At 70.0% G+C, this 21,484-nt stretch carries 17 protein-coding genes and 3 pseudogenes; 9 read left to right on the forward strand and 11 right to left on the reverse strand.

The features are described 5' to 3' along the window. Positions 1–186: 186 nt before the first annotated feature. Positions 187–1,581 (reverse strand): amidohydrolase family protein, encoded by a 1,395-nt coding sequence (locus A2U95_RS21725; protein WP_085571299.1) that lies wholly within the window; start codon positions 1,579–1,581, stop codon positions 187–189. Positions 1,582–1,792: 211 nt separating this feature from the next. Further along, the gene (locus A2U95_RS21730) at positions 1,793–2,560 is read right to left on the reverse strand and encodes an Atu4866 domain-containing protein (RefSeq protein ID WP_085571300.1); all 768 of its coding nucleotides are present in this window, start codon (positions 2,558–2,560) and stop codon (positions 1,793–1,795) included. Between the two features lie 384 nt (positions 2,561–2,944). On the opposite strand from A2U95_RS21730, the gene A2U95_RS21735 reads away from it, so the two are divergent. Then, positions 2,945–3,244 (forward strand): Atu4866 domain-containing protein, encoded by a 300-nt coding sequence (locus tag A2U95_RS21735; RefSeq protein ID WP_061441713.1) that lies wholly within the window; start codon positions 2,945–2,947, stop codon positions 3,242–3,244. Positions 3,245–3,434: 190 nt separating this feature from the next. Here A2U95_RS21735 and A2U95_RS21740 read toward each other — a convergent pair whose 3' ends face one another. The 3 genes from A2U95_RS21740 to A2U95_RS21750 form a co-directional block, all read right to left on the reverse strand. After that, positions 3,435–4,307: a helix-turn-helix transcriptional regulator gene (locus A2U95_RS21740; protein ID WP_166025867.1), complete on the reverse strand. Its 873-nt coding sequence runs from the start codon at positions 4,305–4,307 to the stop codon at positions 3,435–3,437. Between the two features lie 85 nt (positions 4,308–4,392). Then, positions 4,393–5,268, reverse strand: a complete 876-nt coding sequence (locus A2U95_RS21745) for a helix-turn-helix transcriptional regulator (protein WP_166025869.1) — start codon at positions 5,266–5,268, stop codon at positions 4,393–4,395. A 384-nt stretch (positions 5,269–5,652) separates the two neighbouring features. Next, positions 5,653–6,330 carry a GntR family transcriptional regulator gene (locus A2U95_RS21750; protein ID WP_061441710.1) on the reverse strand — a complete coding sequence of 226 codons (678 nt, stop codon included), beginning with the start codon at positions 6,328–6,330 and terminating at the stop codon, positions 5,653–5,655. A 150-nt stretch (positions 6,331–6,480) separates the two neighbouring features. On the opposite strand from A2U95_RS21750, the gene A2U95_RS21755 reads away from it, so the two are divergent. Then, the gene (locus A2U95_RS21755; protein ID WP_061441709.1) at positions 6,481–6,903 is read left to right on the forward strand and encodes a VOC family protein; all 423 of its coding nucleotides are present in this window, start codon (positions 6,481–6,483) and stop codon (positions 6,901–6,903) included. Further along, a complete protein-coding gene (locus A2U95_RS21760) occupies positions 6,900–7,661 on the forward strand; it encodes an SDR family NAD(P)-dependent oxidoreductase (protein ID WP_166025871.1) in 762 nt (253 codons plus the stop codon). The genes A2U95_RS21755 and A2U95_RS21760 overlap by 4 nt, the downstream gene beginning before the upstream one ends. 379 nt (positions 7,662–8,040) lie before the next feature. Here A2U95_RS21760 and A2U95_RS21765 read toward each other — a convergent pair whose 3' ends face one another. The 4 genes and pseudogenes from A2U95_RS21765 to A2U95_RS21780 form a co-directional block, all read right to left on the reverse strand. Beyond that, positions 8,041–10,545 (reverse strand): DUF7825 domain-containing protein, encoded by a 2,505-nt coding sequence (locus A2U95_RS21765; RefSeq protein ID WP_166025873.1) that lies wholly within the window; start codon positions 10,543–10,545, stop codon positions 8,041–8,043. Then, positions 10,542–11,908: pseudogene (locus A2U95_RS21770) on the reverse strand (SWIM zinc finger family protein). The gene A2U95_RS21765 and the pseudogene A2U95_RS21770 overlap by 4 nt, the downstream one beginning before the upstream one ends. A 104-nt stretch (positions 11,909–12,012) precedes the next feature. Then, complete coding sequence (locus A2U95_RS21775; protein WP_085575404.1) at positions 12,013–12,954, reverse strand: DUF2071 domain-containing protein; 942 nt, start codon at positions 12,952–12,954, stop codon at positions 12,013–12,015. Positions 12,955–13,274: 320 nt separating this feature from the next. Continuing rightward, positions 13,275–13,646 carry a winged helix-turn-helix transcriptional regulator gene (locus tag A2U95_RS21780; protein WP_061441704.1) on the reverse strand — a complete coding sequence of 124 codons (372 nt, stop codon included), beginning with the start codon at positions 13,644–13,646 and terminating at the stop codon, positions 13,275–13,277. Between the two features lie 79 nt (positions 13,647–13,725). Between A2U95_RS21780 and A2U95_RS21785 the strand changes: the two genes are divergently transcribed. From A2U95_RS21785 to A2U95_RS21800, 4 genes are all read left to right on the forward strand, one after another. Further along, positions 13,726–14,136, forward strand: a complete 411-nt coding sequence (locus A2U95_RS21785; RefSeq protein ID WP_166025876.1) for a RidA family protein — start codon at positions 13,726–13,728, stop codon at positions 14,134–14,136. 457 nt (positions 14,137–14,593) lie between these two features. Next, positions 14,594–14,929 (forward strand): beta/gamma crystallin domain-containing protein, encoded by a 336-nt coding sequence (locus A2U95_RS21790; RefSeq protein WP_085575403.1) that lies wholly within the window; start codon positions 14,594–14,596, stop codon positions 14,927–14,929. A 284-nt stretch (positions 14,930–15,213) separates the two neighbouring features. After that, a complete protein-coding gene (locus A2U95_RS21795) occupies positions 15,214–16,941 on the forward strand; it encodes a protein kinase domain-containing protein (RefSeq protein ID WP_240957580.1) in 1,728 nt (575 codons plus the stop codon). Positions 16,942–17,276: 335 nt separating this feature from the next. Beyond that, the gene (locus A2U95_RS21800) at positions 17,277–18,185 is read left to right on the forward strand and encodes a DUF1963 domain-containing protein (RefSeq protein WP_166025878.1); all 909 of its coding nucleotides are present in this window, start codon (positions 17,277–17,279) and stop codon (positions 18,183–18,185) included. A 399-nt stretch (positions 18,186–18,584) separates the two neighbouring features. On the opposite strand, the gene A2U95_RS21805 is transcribed toward A2U95_RS21800, so the two are convergent. Further along, entirely contained in the window at positions 18,585–19,523 is a 939-nt protein-coding gene (locus A2U95_RS21805; protein WP_166025880.1) for a DUF1963 domain-containing protein, read from the reverse strand. A gap of 182 nt (positions 19,524–19,705) precedes the next feature. Here A2U95_RS21805 and A2U95_RS33810 point away from each other — a divergent pair, with 182 nt between their 5' ends. Beyond that, on the forward strand, positions 19,706–19,882 hold the full coding sequence (locus A2U95_RS33810) for a hypothetical protein (protein ID WP_166025849.1): 177 nt from the start codon (positions 19,706–19,708) through the stop codon (positions 19,880–19,882). 33 nt (positions 19,883–19,915) lie between these two features. Here the strand turns inward: A2U95_RS33810 and A2U95_RS33815 are convergent. After that, positions 19,916–20,300, reverse strand: a pseudogene (locus A2U95_RS33815) (ISAzo13 family transposase); the annotation flags it as partial. A gap of 17 nt (positions 20,301–20,317) precedes the next feature. Between A2U95_RS33815 and A2U95_RS21815 the strand changes: the two are divergent. Beyond that, positions 20,318–21,355: pseudogene (locus A2U95_RS21815) on the forward strand (IS110 family RNA-guided transposase). Positions 21,356–21,484: the final 129 nt, after the last annotated feature.

Consider the following 21,484-nt stretch of genomic DNA (forward strand, 5'->3'; position numbering starts at 1 on the left):
CCAGCCTGGTGGCCGACCGGGCGTTCCGCTCCCGGTTGTGTGATCGAGTGCACTGGTGGGGTGGGACATGGGACTCCGAAAGAACGTCTGGTGGCCCCGTGTGCGGCATGACCGGCCGATGGCAGGCGCCGGGGACCGGGTCGCCCCCGGCCGGCGAGGGGCCGGCCGGGGGCGGTGACGGGATGATCAGGCTGCGTGGGTGTTCAGCACGTACTCGCGCGAGGCGTGGACCTCGCTGCGCAGGGCGGGCAGGTCGACGTCGAGGACCTGTCCGTCCCACTTGCGGGGCTCGCCGTTGATGAGGACGGTGCTGATATTGCGGGCGTCAGAGCCCAGTACGAGGGTGCCGATCGGGTCGTTGAGCGGCATGTTGTTGAGGTCCTCGGCCTGGATGACCAGCAGGTCGGCCTTCTTGCCGGGGGTGAGTGAGCCGGTGACGCCGGCGAGGCCGTTGGTGCGGGCGCCCTGGAGGGTGGCGAAGTCCAGGACGTCGTGGGTGGTGATGCGGACCGGCTGCCGGCCGGTGCCGTGGGCGGCGTTGACGGCCCGCATCCGCTGGATGGCGTGCAGGGCCCGCATCTGGGTGAACATGTCGCTGGCCAGGGCGACTTCGACGTCGATGCTGAGCCCGGGACGGATGCCGACGGACAAAGCCTCGTCGACGGCGGGGATCGCGGTCTCCAGGCCGATCTGGGCGTCGGAGGTGGGGGCGAGGGCCACGGTGGTGCCGCTTTCCCCCATCGCCTTCCATGCTTCGGGGGTCAGTCCGGTGGCGTGGATGAGGGTGACGTTGCTGCCGAGGATGCCGTCCTTCGCCCAGTTCAGGATCACCTCGGAGGAGGCTGTGCCGAAGACCGCGTCCACGCTCACCCCGATGCCCAGGTCCTTGGCGACGCGGGCGAGTTCGGGGCCGTAGGCGAGGGCCGGGCCGGCGATCTCGTCGGTGGCGAGCGTCGCCAGGCGCAGGGTCAGCAGTTGGTCGTCACTGTTGAAGTACTTCTCCCTGAGGCGTGTCAGGTCGCCGGGCCACTGCTTGTCCCAGTCACCGAAGTGCGGGCCCATGGAGGCGTGCACACCGCGGATGCCGGTGTCGCGGAGAGCCTCGACGGCGGCGTCGGAGTGTTCGGGGGTGCGGGAGTTGTGGGAGAAGTCGAGCATGGTCGTGATGCCGCTGTCGATCGCGGTGAGGGCGGCCAGCCTGGTGCCGGTGTACATGTCCTGGGGCCGGTAGACGGTGGCGTAGCCGGCCAGGGTGGACATGACGTAGGCGCCGAGGTCGTCGACGTCCGGCATGATCCGGCGCAGCTGGGCCTCCCAGGCGTGCCGGTGGGTGTCGACGAAGCCGGGGCTGAGGACGGTGCCGGTGGCGTCGACGACCACGGCGTCACCGGCCTCGAGACCGGGACCGACGGCGGTGATGGTGTCGCCCTCGACGAGCAGGTCGGCGTTGGGCAGGACACCGAGGTCGGCGTCCATGGTGACGATGGTCGCGCCGGTGAACAGGATGCGCCGTTCGTCCGCGGGGCGACGGCGGAGCTGTTCGAGGGCGGCCGTGGCGGCGGTGCCGTTGACGTGGGTCATGGAAAAGCTGCTTTCAGTACTTCGGGGAGGGGGAGGGCTGCCGGGAACGCCCGGCAGCCCGGTTTCCGGTTCTGGCGGGGCCGGCCCCGGCAGCCAGGGCGCCGTTCACCCGGGCGTCGTGCGTCCAGGACCGAAAGGCTGCGGAGGCACGGTCCGGACCCGGTGTTGTCGCCGTGTGTGCGGGCGGCTCGGCCGTTGCCGGCCGGGCGGTTCAGCCCAGCTTCATGACGTAGCCGGCGTGGTGCAGCTCGTCGCCCCTGAACTCTCCGTAGGCCCAGAAGCCGAGGTCGTCCAGGTAGTCGATGCGGTCGCCGTCGATCCAGAACCGCCCCTGGTAGGCGTGGGGGCGGCCGCCCCGGGTCTCGTCGTAGCGGCCGTCCGCGGTGAGTTCCTGGTGCAGGAAGTCCTGCCGGTCGATCCAGACGCCGAGCCGTGGGCTGCCGGTCAGGTCCGGAGCGGCGGGGATGCCGGCCTGGGGGGTTGTGGGCCCGCCGGAGATTTCGGTGCCCGACCACCGGACGGGACGGCCGGCCGCGACCAGTGCGCGGACCTGCTCCGGGTGGGACACGAGGGTGGCCACCGCGCTCGGCACGTCGGCGGCGAGTTCGTCGGGTACCACCAGGAAGTCGGTGTTGTTGCCGGGCGTCAGCGTCGCGACGTACTCCGAGCGCCGGCCGCGGCCGCCGGCCAGGGCGACGGTGTCCACGACGGCGGGGACGATGGTCGTGCCCGTGCAGTCGACGACGATGGCGTTGTCGTCCTGTGCCGCGGTGATGATGCCGGGGCCGACGCCGACGATCAGGTCGCCGACGAACAGGATGTCGGCACCGGTCATGGTCCCGATCAGCGGGTCCATCGTCACGATCCGGGCGTTGGTGAACAGGACGGGGCGGCCCCCGTCGTTCGAGAGGATCTCGTCGAGCGCCTCCGGGTGCCAGCTCAGGGCGCCGGTGTGGGCGTGGGTGTCGTTGGTGGTCATCGTTTTCCTCAGGGGTTCGGCTCTTCGGTCCGCCCGGCGAACGACGCGGGCTTCCTCACGGGCGGGTCGCGGCTGCTCGGCGTCACGGCAGCCGCATGACCACCAGGTTCGTCCGGCCGGACAAGCGGAACCAGGCCGCCGTGCACCCGGGTGCACGGCACCCACCCATGCCCGGCCGGAGGAGAGCGGAAGGGGCCGGCACCATGGCCGGCAGGGAGATGACGGGCACGGCACAGGCCCGGCGCAGAGCGTCCGGGGAATCTGTCCGCCCCGGCACGTCACTCCCGCTCCGTTCCGCGATCATGGGTGCACGGCTCCCAGGAAGCCCGTACCCGGGGACGCGGCGGCCTGGCCACGTTCCGTCATGGGGCCGAGAGTGAAGCCATGACCAGCAACGACACGCCTCGCGCTCCGCACCCGTACGTCGGGATGTGGGTGACCGCGGACGGATTCATCCGCCAGGAACTACTGCCGAACGGCCGCTACGACGAGGCCCGCGGACGGCGCCGGAGTGCCTACACCGGCCGGTACACCGTCAGCGGCAACCACATCGACTACGTCGACGACACAGGTTTCACCGCCACGGGGGACGTTCGTGACGGCGTTCTCTTCCACGAGCATCTGGTGCTCTACCGTGAGGGCGATCAGCGCGTCCGGCGGGAAGGTACGGGGTCGCGCGGCTGAGGGACCTGATCCTGGACTCCCGAGGGGCCGTCGGTTCTCGGGCCGACTCCAGGAGCGGGCGGCCGACGGTACAAGGCACGGTTGCCCTCACAGGCCCGAACACGTTCCGATGCCACAGCGAGGGCTCGTCGCCGGCCGGCGAGCCCTCCCTCTCGTCCAGGGCCCTTTCACACGAGGGGCCACTCAGCAGTCAGCTGTTGCCGGACGACAGCGAAACCTCGCGCACCACCTCTACCGACGCCTCTTCGCCGGCACCGGACCGGAGCACGGCGAAGGCGGCCGCGGTGGCGCTCGCCGGCTCTGCCTGGTAGACGACCAGCTGCTGATGCGGGGCTCCCCCGACAGTGAAGGCCGAGAACTGGATCTCCAGAGCACCCACCTCGGGATGCGACAGGTACTTCTCCTGCTGCGTCTTGCTCCTGACCTCGTGCCGTGCCCACAGCCCGGCGAACTCGGGACTCCTCCCGCGGAGCGTGTCGACGACCTCGGTGATCCGCGGGGACTCGGGGTCGTGTCCGAAGGCCGCACGCAGTTCGGCCACGCACGAGTGGGCGGAGTCGTCCCAGTCCCTGTAGAAGGCACGTCCCGCCGGGTCGAGGAAGACCATGCGAGCCAGGTTGTCGAACCGTTGGAATCCGCTGTGCAGGGCCGCGGCGAGCGCATTGCGCGCCAGGATGTCCAGGGCCGGGCCCAGGACAAAGGCGGGGGTGTCGGGCCAGCCGTCGATCAGCCGCAGAAGGTGGGGGTGGACCCTGTCGTCGCCGGCCGGAACACCGCGACGTTCCTGGGGCGCCCCGGTGAGCCTGCGCAGATGGTCGTGCGCCTCGTCACTGAGGCGCAGGGCGGCGGCGACCGCGTCGATCACCTGCGGGGACGGGCTGGACTCCCGTCCCTGTTCCAGGCGCATGTAGTAGTCGGCGCTCACCCCGGCGAGCATGGCGACCTCCTCACGGCGCAGCCCCGGCACCCGCCGGCGCCCGTGCTCCGGAAGCCCCACGTCCTGCGGCTTGAGGGCTTCGCGCCGTGCTCTCAGAAAGTTTCCCAAGGGAGTGGTGTCGCTCATTGTTCCAACCTAACGGAGAGGCCGGCCCGCCCTTCGTCCCTCACGTGTGGGCCTGGCCGGTGGACCCGGCCCGAACGGCGGCGACTCAGTCGAGCGCGGCGCCGGCCGCCGGCTCCTCGGCCACTGCGCCGGCACTGAGGGAGCCGAGCAGGGACAGTGCGTCGGCGGACGCCGTGCCTGGTTCGGCCTGGTAGACGACGAGCTGCTGCGTCGGGGCGCTGTTGACGGTGAAGGACTCGAAGTGCAGTTCCAGGTCACCGACCTGAGCATGGTGGAAGCGTTTCGCCTCCCGCGTCTTGGCGCGCACGTCATGCCGCGCCCACAGCGTGGAGAAGTCCGCGCTTTTCAGGGACAGCTCGCCTACGACCTGGTTCAGCCGCGGATCCTCGGGATCGATGCCGGCCGCACGGCGCAATGTGGCCACCGTCGACTCGGCCGCACGGTCCCAGTCCCGGTGAAACCGCCGCGCGACCGGGTCCAGGAACGTCATGCGCAACAGGTTGTCACTGTGAGTGAAGTCGGCGTGAAGAACGCTCGCGAGCCGGTTACGGGCCAGGATGTCCAGTACGGGGCTCATGACGAAGGCAGGCGTGTCACGCCACGTGTCGAGGAGACGCCTGAGGTGCGGGGCGACTCGTTCCACGCGCGGTGCTCGGCGTGTCCGGCGGGTGGTCGGGCCGGCCACGCGGTGCAGGTGGGCCATCGCTTCGCCGTCCAGCTGCAGTGCCCGCCCCACGGCCTCGAGGATCTGCCGGGACGGATGCCGCTCGCGGCCCTGTTCGAGACGCGTGTAGTAGTCGGAACCCACCCCCGCGAGGGCGGCCACCTCCTCACGTCGCAGACCGGGCACCCTGCGACGACCGGAGGTGGGAATCCCCACGTCGCAGGGGCGCAGGCGGGCGCGCCGCGCCCGGAGAAAACCCCCCAGCGTGTTGTCGACGAGCTCCTTCTCTCTGTCCATACGTCGAGGCTAGAGCGGCGCGACGCACTGCCGTAGGGGCGAGGGAGGGTGCGCTTACCCTGGGAACAGCACACCCTGGACAGTCACACCCCTGTCCGGGTCGACGACGGCCTCGCTCTCCGAGGGCGGCACAGGCCGAGTGCTTCCCACCCGTCGCAGGTGAAGCGCCGCGACTGGTGAAGCGCCGCGACTCCTCAGCACTGTCTTGGCATGCGTCTGCCTGGCCGGTCCCGCCCTGCGCCGGGAGATCCGAGCCGGTGCGACGCGGTGAGGAACCGGAACCGGAGCCCACCCACAGCCACTCGCCGCTTTCCGGCTGCCTGGCGCGTACGGGGCACGCTCAGGTACGGCCGGACGCCTCGGTGCCTGACGTGGTGCTTGACGTCACGGTGCGGTCGGCAGACCGGCCAGCAGACTGCGCCGTGCGGATTCCACATGCTCTTCGGCCCGGCGGGCCAGCGTCCGGATGTCGCCGGAGCGCAGAAGAGCGGCCAGCTCGCGATGCTCGTCGACCACGCGTGCGCGGTAGTGGTCGTAGGCCACGTCGACGCGGCGCAGCTGGAACAGGTGCACCTGAGAGCGGATCGCCTCCCAGGCGGAGGTGAGCCTGCCGTTCCCGGCCGCGGCGTAGATCTGGTCGTGGAAGGCGATGTCCAGCGCCACCAGCCGGGGGGCGTCACCGCCCTCGGCGATCTCGGCCGCCATCTCGGCCACCAGCCGATCCAGCGCGGACAGCTGCTCCGCGGTCGCGGCTCGCCGCGCGGTGGTCGCGGCCAGGCGGTCCAACGCGGCCCGCAGCGCGTAGACCTCCTGCGCGTCCTCGGCCGTCACCCTGATGACGGTGGTGCCGCGGTGCCAGCCGCCACGCACCAACCCCTCATGCTCCAGCCGGGCCAGTCCTTCCCGGACCGAGCCACGGCTGACCCCGAGGCGTTCGGCCAACTCCACTTCGCGCAGTGGGGCTCCGGGCGGGAAGTGACCCGAGAAGATCGCGGCGCGCACCAGGTCGGCGGCTTCGTCGGCCAGCCCGCGCCGGGCGGCCTTCGGCAGTGCAGATGACATGCCGCCATGTTGACATCCGGACAATCGCAACCACCAGACCGGCCAGGCGACTCGCCCCGGGCTTCCAGTCGACTCTTGTCCTAATGTTGACATTGAAAGATCGGGTGGGTCAGGCTGCCCTGGCCGCCGACTCCACCAGAGGGGACCCCCATGCCACGCCGACCCGCTTTCCACCTGGCCGTCCCGGTCGACGACCTGGTCGCCGCCCGCGGCTTCTACGGACAGGTGCTGGGTCTGCCCGAGGGGCGCAGCGCCGACCACTGGGTGGACTGGAATCTCGAAGGCCACCAGTTGGTGACCCACCTGGTGCCGACCGTGCCGCAGCCGGCGGGTACCAGCGTGGTGGGACAGCACCGGGTGCCGATCCCGCACTACGGTCTCCTGCTGCCCGAACAGTCCTTCCACCAGTTCGCCGAGCGGTTGCGAGCCGCGGGGGTTCGCTTCGACATCGAACCGCATCGCCGCTTTCCCGGTGAACCCGGCGAACAGTGGACCATGTTCTTCCGCGACCCCGCAGGCAACGCCCTGGAGTTCAAGTCCTTCCGTGACGAGTCGATGGTGTTCGCCCGATGAGGGGCGTGCTCGTCACCGGTGGATCGCGGGGCATCGGCCGCGCCGTCGCGAGGGCCTTCGCCGCCGGCGGTGACCGTGTCGCGGTGCAGTACGCCGGTCGCCGTGCGGACGCCGAACGGACGGTGCGCGAGCTTCCCGGCACCGGGCACACGCTGCTGCAGGCCGACCTGGGCGAGCCAGGTGCGGCCGAGCGGACCGTGGCCGAGGCGGTGGCCGCGCTCGGTGCCGTGGACGTGCTGGTGAACAACGCGGCCGTGGCACCCGCGGCGGACACCCGGCACCCCATCGCCGAGACCCCGCTGGAGCACTGGCAGCAGGTCTGGCGGCGGATGGTCGACATCAACCTGCTGGGCGCGGCCGACTTGTGCTGGGCCACAGCCCACCACCTCGTCGACCGGGGCACCGGCGGGGCGATCGTGAACATCGGCTCGCGCGGCGCGTTCCGGGGCGAACCCGATTACCCCGCCTACGGGGCCACCAAGGCCGCCCTGCACGCCCTCGGTCAGTCACTGGCCGTGGCCCTGGCTCCGCACGGCATCGCGGTCACCTCCGTCGCGCCCGGGTTCGTGGCCACCGAACGGCAGACGGGGAAGTTGTCCGGCCCGGAAGGGGAACGTCTGCGCGTGGAGAGCCCCTTCGGGCGCGTCGGCACCCCGGAAGAGGTCGCCGCCACGGTGCATTTCCTCGCCTCCCCGGCCGCGGCATGGGCCTCGGGAACCATCGTCGACCTCAACGGCGCGTCTCACCTGCGCACGTGACACCCAACCGCGCGAGAGAAGAACGGCGCGCGTGTGGGGCCCCGCCCACGCAGGGCAGCAGCTCGGCCTGGAGGTGACAGTGCGGGGGAAGCTGGGACCGCTGAGAACGAAGATGGCCGAGCTCGTCGATCGCGGCGGTACGGGCCCCACGGCGAACGCAGCCTGACTCACCCCGCCGTCGTCGCCCTCGACCGACTCGGCATGACCGCTGCCCGAGCGACAGGAGTTGTCGCGCTCGGAGGTCCTGGCGCCGGCCTCGGCCGCACTCCGTGCCGCCGAGGCCGATCACCTCCCGCTCGAGCCGGCCGGCATCGGACCGTTCCTGCCGCGTTACGTGCCCCTGCAGCAGGATCTCCCGGGCGGATGCGCCTCTTCGGACCTACGTGCCGGCAAGTGCTGCGCGTAGGCGACGGGCCTGGCTCACCAGCCGTGAGCTGCCCCGCCGGGCGGCTATCGGGTCGAGTCCGGGTATTACGCCCTGGGCTCCGGTGCGTTCGGCGCACTCGGCGGCGACGGTGAGCAGTTCGCCGAGGCCACGGGACTCGGCGGGGGAGAGGTCTTTGGACAGGAGCGGTGGCAGCGCGTCACGCAGCACGGTCCAGACGGTGCGGTACGCGCCGGTGGACGCGGCCGTTCCCAGGGACTCCGCCAGGCGGCTCGGAGCGACGATCCCGATGAGCATCAGCGCACCGAGGTCGGTGGCGAGCGCACCGGGATCCAGCTTCTTCTGTGCCGCCAACAGCAGCAGTGCGTCGACCGCGGCGATTCTGTCCTCCTGGCGCTGGACGCCGAGCCCGCCGGCCACCACCAGGGACGTCGCGGGCCCGCTCGCGCCGGGTGACTGCGCGAGCAAGGGCAGGACGGAGCAGACGTCCGGATCTTTCTCGGGATACCGGGCGCAGGGCAGGACGTGCTGTATCAGCCGCAGAGCTATGAGTTCGGGGTGTTCGGGCAGGAGGGCGGGCCAGTGGGTCTGCTGGACGGCCGCGGTGGCGGCGCACCAGCACCGGTGGTGGGAACCGAGTGCCGGACTCCCCAGCTCACGGAAAGCGAGTGGGAACATGTGCAAGGCGGTGATCTCGCCGGACCGGACGACCGGTGTCGTCCGGTCCGTCACCGCGCGGTGCAGGACCGTGCCGGTGAGGCCGCCGGTCCGCAGCCAGTCGGCGAGCCGCCGCCCCTCCGGCGTGCCCAGCAGTGCGGCCCGCTCGGCGGCGGCCTCGGCGGCCGCCCGGTCCGTGGTGCGCACCCGCAGCAGGGCCTGTGCGAAGTCGCACGCTCCGACGTGGGCGCCCAGCCGCTGGTACGTCTTCAGCCGGTCGGTCAGTTCTCCTGGCTCCAGCAGCCCGTTGTCCCAGCTCGGCGTCGACAGCAGGAACGGCTGCGGATCGGTGAGCAACCTGTGGGCGATCTCCCAGAAGCGGGCCCGGAAGGGGCCGTCCGGGAGGCATCCGGCATGCGCGCCCCCGCCGTCGAGCACTGCCTTCGCGGTGCGCGGTGTGATCCGCTGGTGGAGGCCGGCGAGGACCAGGTCGAGGGCGAGTCGCGGGGTGAAGCGGACATGGGAGGGGGCGAAGGCGGAGGGGACCGAGTCGTCGGGGAGAGGCCGGCGGCAGGTGCGGGACCACCACCGCGTCGCCGCTACCGGCTCGAGCGCCTCCAGCAGTGCTGCTCGATCCTCATGGGCCCAGCGCACCAGTCCGTCCAGGGTCCGCTCGAAGTCGGCGACGGGCAGGATGCCGTGGGAGGCCAGCAGCGCGCCGGTCTCCTCGGCCGTCTCCGCCACTGAGGCCGGCGGCGACGCGAGCGCGACCGGGGACGGAACGGGCGGCAGCGTGTCCTCGCCGGCCGCCTGCAGAGCTTCTTCCGCTCCGGTTCCCAGGGCTTCGACCACTCGGGTGCGCAGGCCGGGGGCGATGGGCGCGGCCGAGGTGAGGATCTCTTCACGCGAGAGGGCGTCGGTCAGATGTGTCCCGTGCCGCTCGATCAGCTTCAGGGCCCGTTCCTGGGCTTCGGTGTCCTCGTGGGTGAGGGCGTGGGACGCGGCCGGGAGCAGTGCGTCGGCTGTGGCGGTGTCGCGGGTGACCACTTTGTCCAGCAGTTTCAGCTGAGCTCGGACCAGGTTCTTCTCCGGCCGGGTGAGCACCGCTCGCGTCATGTCGGCAAGGTCATGCGTCGGCAGGGAGCCGGTCAGGGCGAGCTCGGCGAGGACGGACTGGACGTGGACGGCGACGGGCTGGAGCGCGTCGGCGGCCAGGGCCAGCCAGTCGGCGACACGGCCGGCGTGCTCCTCGGCGGACAGATCGAGGTCGAGCAGCAGCCGGTGGAACACCCGCTGGTCCACTGCCGTGCCGCCGCGCAACAGCCGCCCCAGACATCCGTCGACCATGGTGGCGCGGTCGAGCGTGCCTTCTGCGGTGAGCCTCGCGAGAGCGAGAAGCCAGGGATTGTCCTTGTTGGAGTGACCGCTGTTCAGCGCCTGGCCAGTCCCCCCTGCCGTGAAGAGGCCGGCCACCATGGGCCTGAGGTAGGGCGACTGTCTCAACCGCTCGGCGATCCGGTGCGCCAGCTCCGTCAGCCATTCGGCGGGGCGCTCCTCGAGCATGGGGATGAATCTCTTCTCCGCCACCCACATGCGCTCCCAGCCGGAAGCTGTGAGCCAGGACGCGACGGCCGCCGCTCCGCTCTGGCCGGCGACGCCCGCCACCAGCAGCGCAGGAGAGGCCGCTTGGAGCTGCGGCGTCACCCAGGCGTCGCGGAACTCCTTGCGCAACGCCTTCAGCGCCGGCAGTTCCCCGCGCCGTTCGGCGGCCGTCATGCCGTTCACGATCGTCACCACGTCGTCCGTCCGCCCGCCGCGCACCGCTTCGATCAGCTTGCTCAACTGTTCCTCTCCCGTCGTGCCATGCGTACCGCCAGCGCGTGCTTGCAGGGGCCGCGTCCGCCCCGGTATCTCGCCCACCACAGGCAGCTGCACCTCAAGACGCCGGCGTCCTCGCGCACCCGGTGGGTGTGGCCGTCCTCGGCCGTGACGGTGCCCATCGCGCCGTCCAGCGTCACGGCACCGGCCGACAGCAGGGCACGGGCATGCCGCAGCCTCGGGTTGTGACGCTCGGCGAGACCGGAGTCGTAGGGCAGCTGCCGGTGGAAATAGGCGGCTTCGGCCGTGTCGTAACCCACCCGGCCGGAGGTCGCCAGGCGCATCAGCGCCGACCGGACCCGCGCGGTGGTCACCCCGCAGGCCGCGGCCAGAGCACTCACGTCGATCCGCGGTTCCCACGCCAGCAGCACGGCCACCAGTTCCGCGTCCTGGACGGTCTCGTCGTCGGCCAGTGCCTCCAGTACGCCGCCCTCACCGGAGAAACCCCTTGCGGGGTCCGGGGAGAGAGTGAGCGTCAGGCGCATGCCCGGCAGAACCGCTTCCCAGGCACTCGCGGTGGCCGCCCGGCCGTCCCCCACGGGACCGTAGACACGCAGCGCGGTAGCGTGCCGCAGCACACGGTGAAACGCGGCCAGCCGCTCCGGTCCGGGCAGGCACACCGCTCCTGGTGCGGGACACGTGGTGGGCCTGGGCCCTGCCGGGCCAGCACGAACCAAACGGGGCCGCGCGGTTCTCTTCCACCGCTGTGAGGAAGGGACCGCAGGAATCGGACTGCTTCGGACGCGGGCAGTTCGGCACGCAGGTCGAACCCGGAGGCGATCGCCTGCGCCTCCGCGAAGCCGCGCAACCACCGGTCGGGCAGGGGCACCTTCTTCTCCACCACCGCGCCGCCCAGTGTGGTCACCGTCAACTCGTCAGGCCCCACCCGCAGATGGACCGGATCGCGTGGGGCCGACGCGCGTGAGCGCCTCACGTAACGGGTTGTTGACGTCGAAGTTGCTGGTGCCGTGCCCGATCTCTCCTCCGTCGAGTGCGTCTGCCAGCACGTCGAGCCGTGCGTAGACACCGCAGCAGCCGGAGAACGACTCGAAGCGGAGCCGGTCGCCGTTGCCGGTCGCCACCGGGTCCAGCCAAGCCGGTAGGTGAGGCCGGTAGTAGCGGGCGCGGCGGGGATGTCGGCCACCGAGAGCAGGCCGGCGGCGGCTGCCTGGGGACTGGTGAGGAAACCCGAGAAGAACCGGGGATGGTCCTGGAAGCCGGAGGGCGTCGCGCCTCGGGAGGTCTCCAGCCCCAAGAGGCTTCCGTCCGCCGAGGCTTCGAACGCGGAGAAACGCGCATAGGCGAGGGTCCCCGATGATCGCGTCATGGAGGAGACACTAGAGGCGACCACCGACAATGCCCTGATCAAGCCCTCGCGGCCGGCACTCGAACGAAGAGAGCCCACCGGTCCGGGTCCGCCTTTGCCTCAATTCAGAGTGGATCGCGTTCTTCACTCTCGAGAAAGAACCTCACACGCGGTACCAGGAAAGCGAACGGCTCGGCGTTTCCGACGAGAGCACTGGCCGCTGCGGACACGACCGGCCCGGAAAGAGCTGTGCAGGAATCGAGTGGGATACCGAGAGAGATCTCCTGCCGGGTCACCTGTCCGTGCCACGGTTGAACCGAGAGCGCACGGTCCTGAGGCACGCAGTAGGCGAGCATCCTCCCGTAGTCGGGAAAAGCGCGTCGCCAGGGTCCATCCGTCGGCCACTCGGGCAGCGGAACGAGGTGGGCCTCGGCGTCCGGGGCGGTACCGCGCCCCGGAGCCAGAAGGAGATCGATCCGATCGTCCTGCGCAACGAGTATCGAAGCTCGATCAAGAACGTGCATGGGCAACCCCTCGGCGACCATGCGCGCACCGAGGGCGTGCACCGTGCGATCGACAGCGGTACTGAGGAAGTAGACGCCCAGGGAACCTGTGCGGGGGTGGCGCACGTAGATCCGCCAGTTGCTCTGCAGCGGGGAGGGCAGGAGCCGCCGCCACCGGCCGAGCAGCGCTGGCCCCAGATGTCCATGGCGGTAACTCAGGAAGGTCACCATCGCCTGGTCGCCGCTCTTGCCGAGACGCTGCAGTTCCAGGCCGGGTGGGACCAGGGGTGCGATGCGGTGAGCATCGACCACGTAGTTGACGTAGACGACGTCGGTCACGTCGCTGACAAAGACCATTGAGGGGATGCGCTCACACAGCCTCCGCAGCAGTCGGCTGTCGGCCACCCGGTTCAGCGGTGCGGCGAGCCGGCCTCGCGGATGAACCCACGGTGCGTACCGCCCGTACCTGGTCTGCCGGCGAGTGCGACGCAATGAACGCTCGGCGGCCCAAGCGGCCAGGCCGACCGACAGGACGGAGCCGAGCACGGCGAGGAGCGTGAACATGAAGGCAGTATGGCAACCGCGGCGAATCCGGCTTCGGCCGCCAGGGACGTGGCATGCGATCTCACCCCAGTACTCGGGCCACGTTCGTGAGCCGGAGCCCGCGCCTGCCAGTGGCCTTCCGCGGTGAGCAATCCGGTATGGGTCCGCCCGCCGACGTTGTCGTCGGTCGACTGGGCCCCCAGCCGATTGCCGGTCTCCTGGGAGCTGCCGGTCACCTGTCTCCCGACAACGGACCCGGCGGGGTAGGTCCGAAGGATTACGCCCCGCCGATGAAGGCAGAAACGTGTCGCGAAGCGCGGGCGGCCTTCCCGCTCAGCATCTCACCTGGCGTCGAAGGACTCCCGTGCCTTTTCGATCTGGGGCATGTATGTCCGTACCCAGTCCAGGAGGACATCGACGGGCGGGCGCATGGTCTTCCCCAGCGGAGCGACCCGGTACTCCACTGCGACCGGCCTGGAGCTCACGACCTCGCGCTCGATGATGCCGTTGCGCTCCAGTCGGCGCAGGGTGGCAGTCAGCGACTTCTGTGTGACCGAGGGAATCGCACGGCGCAGCTCGTTGAACCGGCGCGGTCCCTCGCACAGCTCGCTGAGCACGCTCAAGGACCACTTGTCCAGTACTTGGTCGAGCAGTTCGCGGTGGGGCGCCGGGATGCTCAGTTCGTCGTCGTGGGAAGAGGCGGTATCGGTCATGAAACCTGGTCTCGTTGAAGTGTCCTGTGACTCCTAGGTATCAAAGGTATACGAGGTCCGTCACCGGAAGGAGACCACCATGTCCGTCCAACGTTTCACCCCCCAGGGCTTGCTGCAGCCCGCGCCTTACCATCACGTCGCCGTCGGCACCGGCAGCAGACACGTCCACGTCAGCGGGCAGACTTCCAGCCTCGCGGACGGGACCCCCGTCGCGCCGGGAGATCTCTCCGGGCAGGTCGCGCAGGCGCTGCGGAACACCGCACGCGGTCTCGCCGGGGCCGGCGCGACGTTCGACGACGTGGTCCGACTGACCGTCTACGTCACCCAGTGGAAGCCGGAGAAGATGGGCGCCTTCATGGCGGGCGTCGAAAGCGTCGCGGACGAGATCGGGCTGCCCCAGCCCCTCCCCCCGGCGTCACTCATCGGCGTCGACTGCCTCTTCGACCCGGGCGTCCTCGTCGAAATCGAAGCCACCGCCCTCGTCGACTGACCGACCGCTTGCACAGGCCCGCCCACCTGTGGCAGGTCCAGAACTCAGCTCTCTACCGACGCGCTTGTGGAAGGGCTTCGCATATCCCAGCCGAGCGAGGACGCTCGGCCCGACCATCCCGGTTCAGCGCGGGAACACCCGCCCGACCGACGCTTTCGCTGTTCGAGGGCACACGGCGCGACGCAGCTGTGCGCCGTTTCAGCCCAGAAAGGGAGTAACCGCTACCGGGCCGGCTGGTCGAAGCGGCCCAGTACGTGAACCGGTGCGGGCACGCCAACTCGTGGCTCACGTGCAGGGGCTGTCGGAACGCCCCACCGAGATGCCGCCCCGCTGCGGCATGCGAGGACCGGCGCATTCCACACGAATGATCAGGACAAGACGACCCCTCCCTGTACGAGGCGGTCGTCGTCAGAGCGGCACACCGTGGCCGCACCTTATGGGAAAAGGATCAATAGCCATGAAGCGTTCCACTTCGCGCATCGCCGTCACTGTGACGGCGGCGGCAGCCCTGACGGCTCTCCTTCCGGCCTCTCAGGCTGCCGCGATCAACCAGACCGACTGCGGCGACAGGACCGACTTCGTCAAAGTCTGGTACGACGGCGGTGCACGGACCATGTGCTTCGCCAACGGGGGCACTGTGACCCTTCAGCTTCCCAACGTCTCGAAGGTCACCTCCGGCGACAACAACGTCGCGATGTTCCTGGGCGCTCGAGCAGTCACCATGAACAAGTGGTCCACCCTGGTCGACGCCGAAGGACTCAACGCGACGCTTCACGCCCTCCAGATCTACTGACCCACCGCAAAAGTGCCGGGCCACACAGGCCCTTTCGGTGTACGGCATGCTCCGTGAAGCGTCGGCAGCGTCCCCACGCGGCCCGGGGCATGCCCACTACCCCCGCAGCGCTCGCGGCGGTACTTTCCACACCTTTGGCACCTCCCTTACGGCCGGCCGGTAGCTGCTCCGACGATGGCTGCCGCTCAACGCCGCGTCGCTGGCCGGAAGTTGTGAGGCCCCTGGCACCACTGCGCTCTCGTAAGCTGCGCAGGTCCGATGCGTGTGTACGGGAGGAGTTCGTCGTGGTGCAGCCGTTGGAACAGGGAGATCCAGACTTCCTGGGTGACTACCGGGTGGTGGGTCGACTGGGTGAAGGCGGCATGGGGCGGGTCTTCCTCGGGCGTTCGCCGAGCGGCCGGTCCGTGGCGATCAAGGTGGTGCACGCGTCGCTGGTGCACGAGCCGGAGTTCCGGGACAGGTTCCGCCGCGAGGTGGAGGCGTCGCGTCTGGTCGGGGGAGCCTTCACCGCCCCCGTGATCGACGCCGACACGGAGGCCGAACAACCCTGGATGGTCTCCAGCTACATCCCCGGCCCCTCGCTCCACCAGGCGGTCGCCGAACAGGGGGTCCTGCCCCCGGTGACGCTGGCCGCTTTGGCCGCAGGTCTGGCCGAGGCCCTGGTCTCCATCCACCGGGCCGGCCTGGTGCACCGCGACCTGAAGCCCTCCAACGTGCTACTCACCGACGACGGCCCGCGCGTCATCGACTTCGGCATCGCCCGGGCGCTCGACGCCACCGCCCTCACCAGGACCGGGGCCACCATCGGCTCGGCGGGCTTCATGTCCCCCGAGCAGGTCGCCGGCGGCGAGATCACCGCGGCCAGCGACGTCTTCTCCCTGGGCGCGGTGCTCGCCTTCGCCGCCACCGGGACCGGTCCGTTCGGCGTGGGATCGGCGCCCGCCATGCTCTACCGCGTGGTGTACGAGCCCCCGGACCTTCAGGGCGTCCCGGACCCCGAGCTGCGCGCCCTGCTGGCCGACTGCCTGGCCAAGGAACCGGCACTGCGCCCCACTCCGCAGCAGATTCTCCGCCGGGTGGCCCCGGCCGCTCCCTGGGCCCCGCATATGCCGGCAGCCGGCCGGCCGGCCACCGCCGGAGAGACCGGTGGGCCCACGCGGCCCGCCACCCTCGCGGAAATGTTCACCCAGTACGCCGGGGCGCCGCTCTCCCCGCCGGGGTCGTCCGGCGGGCAGGCGTCCGCGCCGGGCGACCCCCGCCGGTCCATTCGTCGCGACGTGATGGCCCCGACCGCCGGCGTCCACGCGGAGGAAGCGGTTCCCGCATCCGGGTTCGGTCCGGCGCCCGGGTACACGCCGGTCTCCGCGGGAGCCGTGCCCGACCCCGGTCCGGTGTCCGCAGCGCCTCGCCCCGTCGCGGCCTGGCGGCTCGACGAACGGTCCGGAACGCGGGCGACGGACGCCACCGGACGCCACCACGCCACGGCCACGGCAGTCAGATGGGCAACGCGCCACGGTGAGGGCGCCGAGTTCAACGGGTTCAGCAGCGAAGTGGCCACCGAAGGCGCGCTGATCGACACGGCACGCGGCAGCTTCACCGTCGGCGCGTGGGTCCGGCTCGGTGTGATCCCTCCCCACTTCGTCACCGCGGTCAGCCAGGACGGCGAGGAAACCAGCGGCTTCTACCTCCAGTACTCCTCCGACGAAGGCCGATGGGCCTTCGCCCGCCCGGACCTGCGCGTCACGTCGATGTCCGTACCGGTCGCCGGTGCGTGGACCCACCTGACCGGTGTCTGCGACAGCGTCGCCGGTGAGTTGCGCCTCTTCGTGAACGGCGTCCAGGAGGGCGCGATCCGTGACAGGATCCTGATCTGGTCCGAGGGGCCCTTCGTCGTCGGCCGGGGCCGTTACGGCAGGAGGCCGGTCGATCACTTCCCGGGCAGCATCAAGGACGTCACGGTCTTCGACCGTGCCCTCACCGAGGGGGAGATCGCCGGCCTGCTTCAGCCATGACCCACCCAACAGCCCGAATGGCCGGCTCGGAGAACAGGGGGCACTGCCAGCTGTTCGCGGTGGGACTCGGCGTTCACAGCGGCGGGGCTGATGCAGGTCCGCGGTCGGCTGGTGGGACAGCAGACCTCGGCCACGGGCGACGATGGTCGAAGGGTGACGCGGTGTGTGGACAGCCGTACGGCCGCTGGCAGTTGGCTACCAGGACGTTGTCGGAGGGGTGCCTTACCGTGTCGATCAGGCATCGGGCCCGCCCGCACGGTGCCGGTCACCGACCCTCGTCAGAAAGCGACCTCGTGGACAACTGGACCAGCACCGTCGGCCCCTCCGGAGATCCTGTGGGGCAGACGTCCCGCAACAGCGCCTTCCGGGCCCTCGCCCGGCGGCACGGGGTCTCCGACGACGCCATCACCCGCCTGCTGTGGAGCATGGAGCCGGCGGTGTACTTCGACTGGAAGGCCCCGGGGAGTGTCCGGCCCGATGACCGGGTGATCGGTTACATCGGAGGGGCGCCGGAGCTGCCCCTGGACATGGAGTGGGACATGGGCGACGTCTTCGTCGCCTCCTTCGACCTCGCGGCGGTGCCCCGGACGCTGTTCGACGACAGGCTGCCCCGGGAGGGGCATCTCCTGCTGTTCACCTGGTCGGACGCGGGCGGCGGCAAGGCGCTCTACATACCACCCGGGACCGAGACGGCTGTGGCCCCGATGCCCGTCCCGAGCGCACTGGACCTGCGTCTCGGGTCCTCCCACATGGTGCTGGAGCGCAGGACCATGGTGGCCTCCCGCGACGACGCCTGGGACGCCCACGCCTGGCTGATCGGCGAGGAGTACGGGGGCATCTGGGACGAGGTGGAGGACGAGGAGGCCGAGTGGCACGCTCGGCTGGAGGCCGCCGTCGAGGAGTACGCCGCCAAGGTCGGCGTCCGGCCGGCCATGAACAACAGCACTGACAAACTGCGGGGGGTGCAGCGGAACGTCCACGACAGCTGGGACTACGTCACCGAGGCGTTCCAGCGTCTGCGGGAGGAGGCGGTCCTCGCACTCCGGGACCACCCGGAGCGGTTCGACGAGGTGTACGACCGGGCGTGGCGGGAGCTGCCCGAACAACCGCTGTTGCACCTCGCGACCTTCAACATGGAGTCGCTGCAGTACGGCTGGATGGACGGTGACATCAGCTGGTTGATCAGCCGCGACGACCTCCACGCCAGACGGTTCGACAAGGTCGAGCACCACTGGCTGGGCTGACCCCGGCGGCTCGCGCACACGCCCCCGCGCGATCGCCTCGCATGAGACGGTCCGTCGCTGGTGTGTCACGTTCGGACAGACCTACGCCGACGCGCTCCGCCGTCGGCATCTCCGGTCCGGGGTGGCCGGTGCACGAACCACCGGTCCGTCGACGGCCGCCCCGCGCCCGTCTTCCGGTACCGGGAGCGGTCGAAGAGCGGTCGGCAGCGATGCTCGCCAGGCGGATGATGAGCACCGTGCCGACGCGGACGCCGGTGTCGAGTAGGGCCTCGACGGCGCCCGTCGGGCAGTCGGCGAGATGGAGCAATGATGCGGGTCGGTCGGCTGCGCGAACTGAGCTTCCGACCTGGGCGCACGGCTCCGACACCCGCCGGGCGTAGCAGGGAGAAGAGGGAATATTCAGCAGTAATAGGACTGCATGACGCGGTCGAAGCGCTGCGCCAGAAGGTCCTCACGGCGGATGATCCAACTCACCTCGCCGTCGCCGGTGTCGAACATTTCGGACTCGCCGAACTCCAAGAGGTTCAGCCAGGGGCCGCCCTCCTTCCACCACGCTTTCTCCAGACCCTCGGCATACAGCTCGTCGAACCTCTCCGGCGTATTCCTCAGCGTGACCACAGCTTCTTCGCACCGGTCCAAGAACTCCCTGCCGTACTGGCACCAGTAGTCCCGAGGACTCAACAACTCCCCCCGCAGGGTGCAGGTCCGGTGCACGAAGGGGATGCTCCCGACTCGCTCGGCGTACTCCGTGATCGCCTCCAGAAGCGGACGGAGCGTCTCCCTGTCGTCCTCGTGGACGTCATCGAGGTCAGGCATCAGAGCCCGGGGATGGTCGTACTGGTGCTCGGGAGCCCATGTCCAGCCCAGGGGGTCCCATGATGTACCGGGGCGGTAGACCAGTGTCCGGCGCTTAAGGACCTGTGTTGTCCACGTGTTGTACGGGGCAATGACCGAGACGCCCGCGGGTGCGGGTCGTACGGTCGTCTCGGTGCCTGGCGGTACGTACACCACCGGTGCGGACTCGTCGTCCTCGTAGCCGACGTTCGTGAAGAACAGGAGGTGTCCCTCACGGGGAAGATTGAGGGACAGGGGCTGCTCCGGTATCGCGGCCAGGTCCAGGCCGGCGACATAGACTTCCCCGCCCTCCCAGGGAACACCGGTGGGCAGCTCGGGCAGGCCGCCGGTGTGACCGACCACGATGTCGTGAGGGCCGACAGCCGCCGGATCGACCATGTCGAGGTGTACGGACGGCTGCATGCACCACATGATGCGGGTGATGGCCTCATCGGAGACGCCGTGTTCACAGGCGAAAGCCCGGAACTCGTCTGTGTATGACATACCGTCATCCTCACACCTGCCACTGACATGCCATGCGCTCGGGTTTCGTCAGCGGACCGCGTGCGAGGCACCTTTCCGGTGCCGTCGGCATGCTCTCGGCCGGCTGGCATCCGGGCAGCTGGGGCCGTCGGCCAGTAGGGCCGTGCCATCGGCGTACCAAGCGAGGAACTGCGGCACTCAAAGTGGACCTGGCCGCGGAGGAGGGCGCAGTAGCCGAACCGGCCGTCTCATCATGCCCACCACATCCGGGCCGCGGCAGCACGATCACCCGGAGCCTGTCCGGCGTCCAACTCGTCGCCTCCAACGCCCATGCCGGCCTGGTGGACGCGATCGACGCGGTCCTGTCCGGCGCCTCCTGACAGCGCTGCCGCACCCACTGAAGCCGTAAGGATTCAACCTGTCGGGGTGGCGCCTTCGCTTTGTGCTGCGGTGAGGAGATCAGCGGCGGATCGGTAGCGGGTACTGGCCGGAGACGGGAGGAGTTCGGCTTCGGCGAGCGGGGGGGCGGATCTCGCGGACCGTGTTGCCGATCGAGAATTGCTGACGTCGTCCAACGCCTCGGCGAGGACGTCCATAGATCACAACTTGCGCAGATGCAAGATAGTGAGGACGACGGGCTCTTCGTCGCCGATCTTCTTGGGGAAGACGCCGCCGCGGCTGCCCGGCTGGCGGTCGGCGCCTCGGCGCTGGTAGGCGGCCCGTTCGGTCTGAGTGCGACATGCCGGTCAGGCTCGGATGGGACAGGTTCTTCATGATCGAGGTGCGTCGCGGCGTCCGTTTGGCGCGGGGTCGTCCTGGGCGTGGACACGCACGGCGAGGTGCATGTCGCCGCCGTGATCTCCCCGCTCGGGAAGGTCCTGGGAACCGAGTCCCTTCCCGCGACGGCGGCCGGTTACCGACAACTGCGTGTCTGGGCCCGCAAGCGGGGGACGGTGCGCCGGGCCGGCGTGGAGGGCACGGGCACCTTCGGTGCGGGCCTGTCCCATTATCTGCTCGCTCAGCAGATTCAGGTGTTCGAAGTGAACCGGCCCGACCGCTCTGCCCGCCGGCTGCTCGGCAAGTCGGACCCGCTCGATGCCCAGGCCGCAGCGCGAGCCGTGCTCAGCGGTCGAGCCCGATCCCGGGCGAAATCCGGCGACGGTCCGGTGCACAGCGCTCGGATCTACAAACTCGCCAAGGACTCCGCGGTCAAGGCCCGCACCCAGGCAATCAACCAGCTCAAAGCCGTCCTGATCATCGCCGACCCCGCCCTGCGGGAACGCATGTCGAGCCTCGGCAACGCCGAGCTGTTCCGCACCTGTGCGCGCCTCGGCCCGCACGATGGTGGTGGGGGAGACGAGGACGCGGTGGCCCAGGCCACCCACATGACATTACGCATGCTCGCCGAACGCATCGAGCAGCTCACCGGACAGATCAATGAGCTGAACCAGCGACTGACCTGGCTCGTCGAACGCCACGCGCCGCAACTGCTCGTACCGGTGGGTATCGGTCCGGACAGCGCCATCACCCTGCTGATCACCATGGGGGACAACCCTGAGCGGCTCAACACCGAAGCGTCCTTGGCTGCCCTTTGCGGAGTCAACCCCATCGAGTGCTCCTCCGGCCGGCGGAGCACGCGCCGGCTCAACCACGGCGGCGACCGGCAGGCCAACGCCGCCCTGCACCGCATCGTCTTCACCCGCTTGCGTCACGACCCACGCACCCAGGAGTACTACGAACGCCGCACTCAGGAGGGCTAGACCCGATGTGAAATCATCCGATGCCTCAAGCGATACGCAGCCCGCGAGGTCTTCAACCTGGTCAGACTGGCTTTTCGCACCCCTGCGTTATAGGGGCGTCTGACCGAAGTGTCCAGTCACAGGCATGTCGGCCATCGTTGCGGGATGCTGCCTGCCACCGAGCCAGAGGGCGTGTCCCTATAGGGGCCTTGCCGATCAGGCGCCATCACGGTTCAGACCGCC

The sequence above is a fragment of the Streptomyces chilikensis genome (genome assembly GCF_001642695.1).
GTDB classification, from domain to species: Bacteria; Actinomycetota; Actinomycetes; order Streptomycetales; family Streptomycetaceae; genus Streptomyces; species Streptomyces chilikensis.

Coding starts and splice junctions, on each gene's coding strand:
- A2U95_RS21760 (WP_166025871.1), top strand. CDS start 6,900: ATGAGGGGCGTGCTCGTCACCGGTGGATCGCGGGGCATCGGCCGCGCC.
- A2U95_RS21780 (WP_061441704.1), bottom strand. CDS start 13,646: ATGACCGATACCGCCTCTTCCCACGACGACGAACTGAGCATCCCGGCG.
- A2U95_RS21740 (WP_166025867.1), bottom strand. CDS start 4,307: ATGAGCGACACCACTCCCTTGGGAAACTTTCTGAGAGCACGGCGCGAA.
- A2U95_RS21790 (WP_085575403.1), top strand. CDS start 14,594: ATGAAGCGTTCCACTTCGCGCATCGCCGTCACTGTGACGGCGGCGGCA.
- A2U95_RS21725 (WP_085571299.1), bottom strand. CDS start 1,581: ATGACCCACGTCAACGGCACCGCCGCCACGGCCGCCCTCGAACAGCTC.
- A2U95_RS21735 (WP_061441713.1), top strand. CDS start 2,945: ATGACCAGCAACGACACGCCTCGCGCTCCGCACCCGTACGTCGGGATG.
- A2U95_RS21755 (WP_061441709.1), top strand. CDS start 6,481: ATGCCACGCCGACCCGCTTTCCACCTGGCCGTCCCGGTCGACGACCTG.
- A2U95_RS21730 (WP_085571300.1), bottom strand. CDS start 2,560: ATGACCACCAACGACACCCACGCCCACACCGGCGCCCTGAGCTGGCAC.
- A2U95_RS21775 (WP_085575404.1), bottom strand. CDS start 12,954: ATGTTCACGCTCCTCGCCGTGCTCGGCTCCGTCCTGTCGGTCGGCCTG.
- A2U95_RS21805 (WP_166025880.1), bottom strand. CDS start 19,523: ATGTCATACACAGACGAGTTCCGGGCTTTCGCCTGTGAACACGGCGTC.
- A2U95_RS21785 (WP_166025876.1), top strand. CDS start 13,726: ATGTCCGTCCAACGTTTCACCCCCCAGGGCTTGCTGCAGCCCGCGCCT.
- A2U95_RS21750 (WP_061441710.1), bottom strand. CDS start 6,330: ATGTCATCTGCACTGCCGAAGGCCGCCCGGCGCGGGCTGGCCGACGAA.
- A2U95_RS21745 (WP_166025869.1), bottom strand. CDS start 5,268: ATGGACAGAGAGAAGGAGCTCGTCGACAACACGCTGGGGGGTTTTCTC.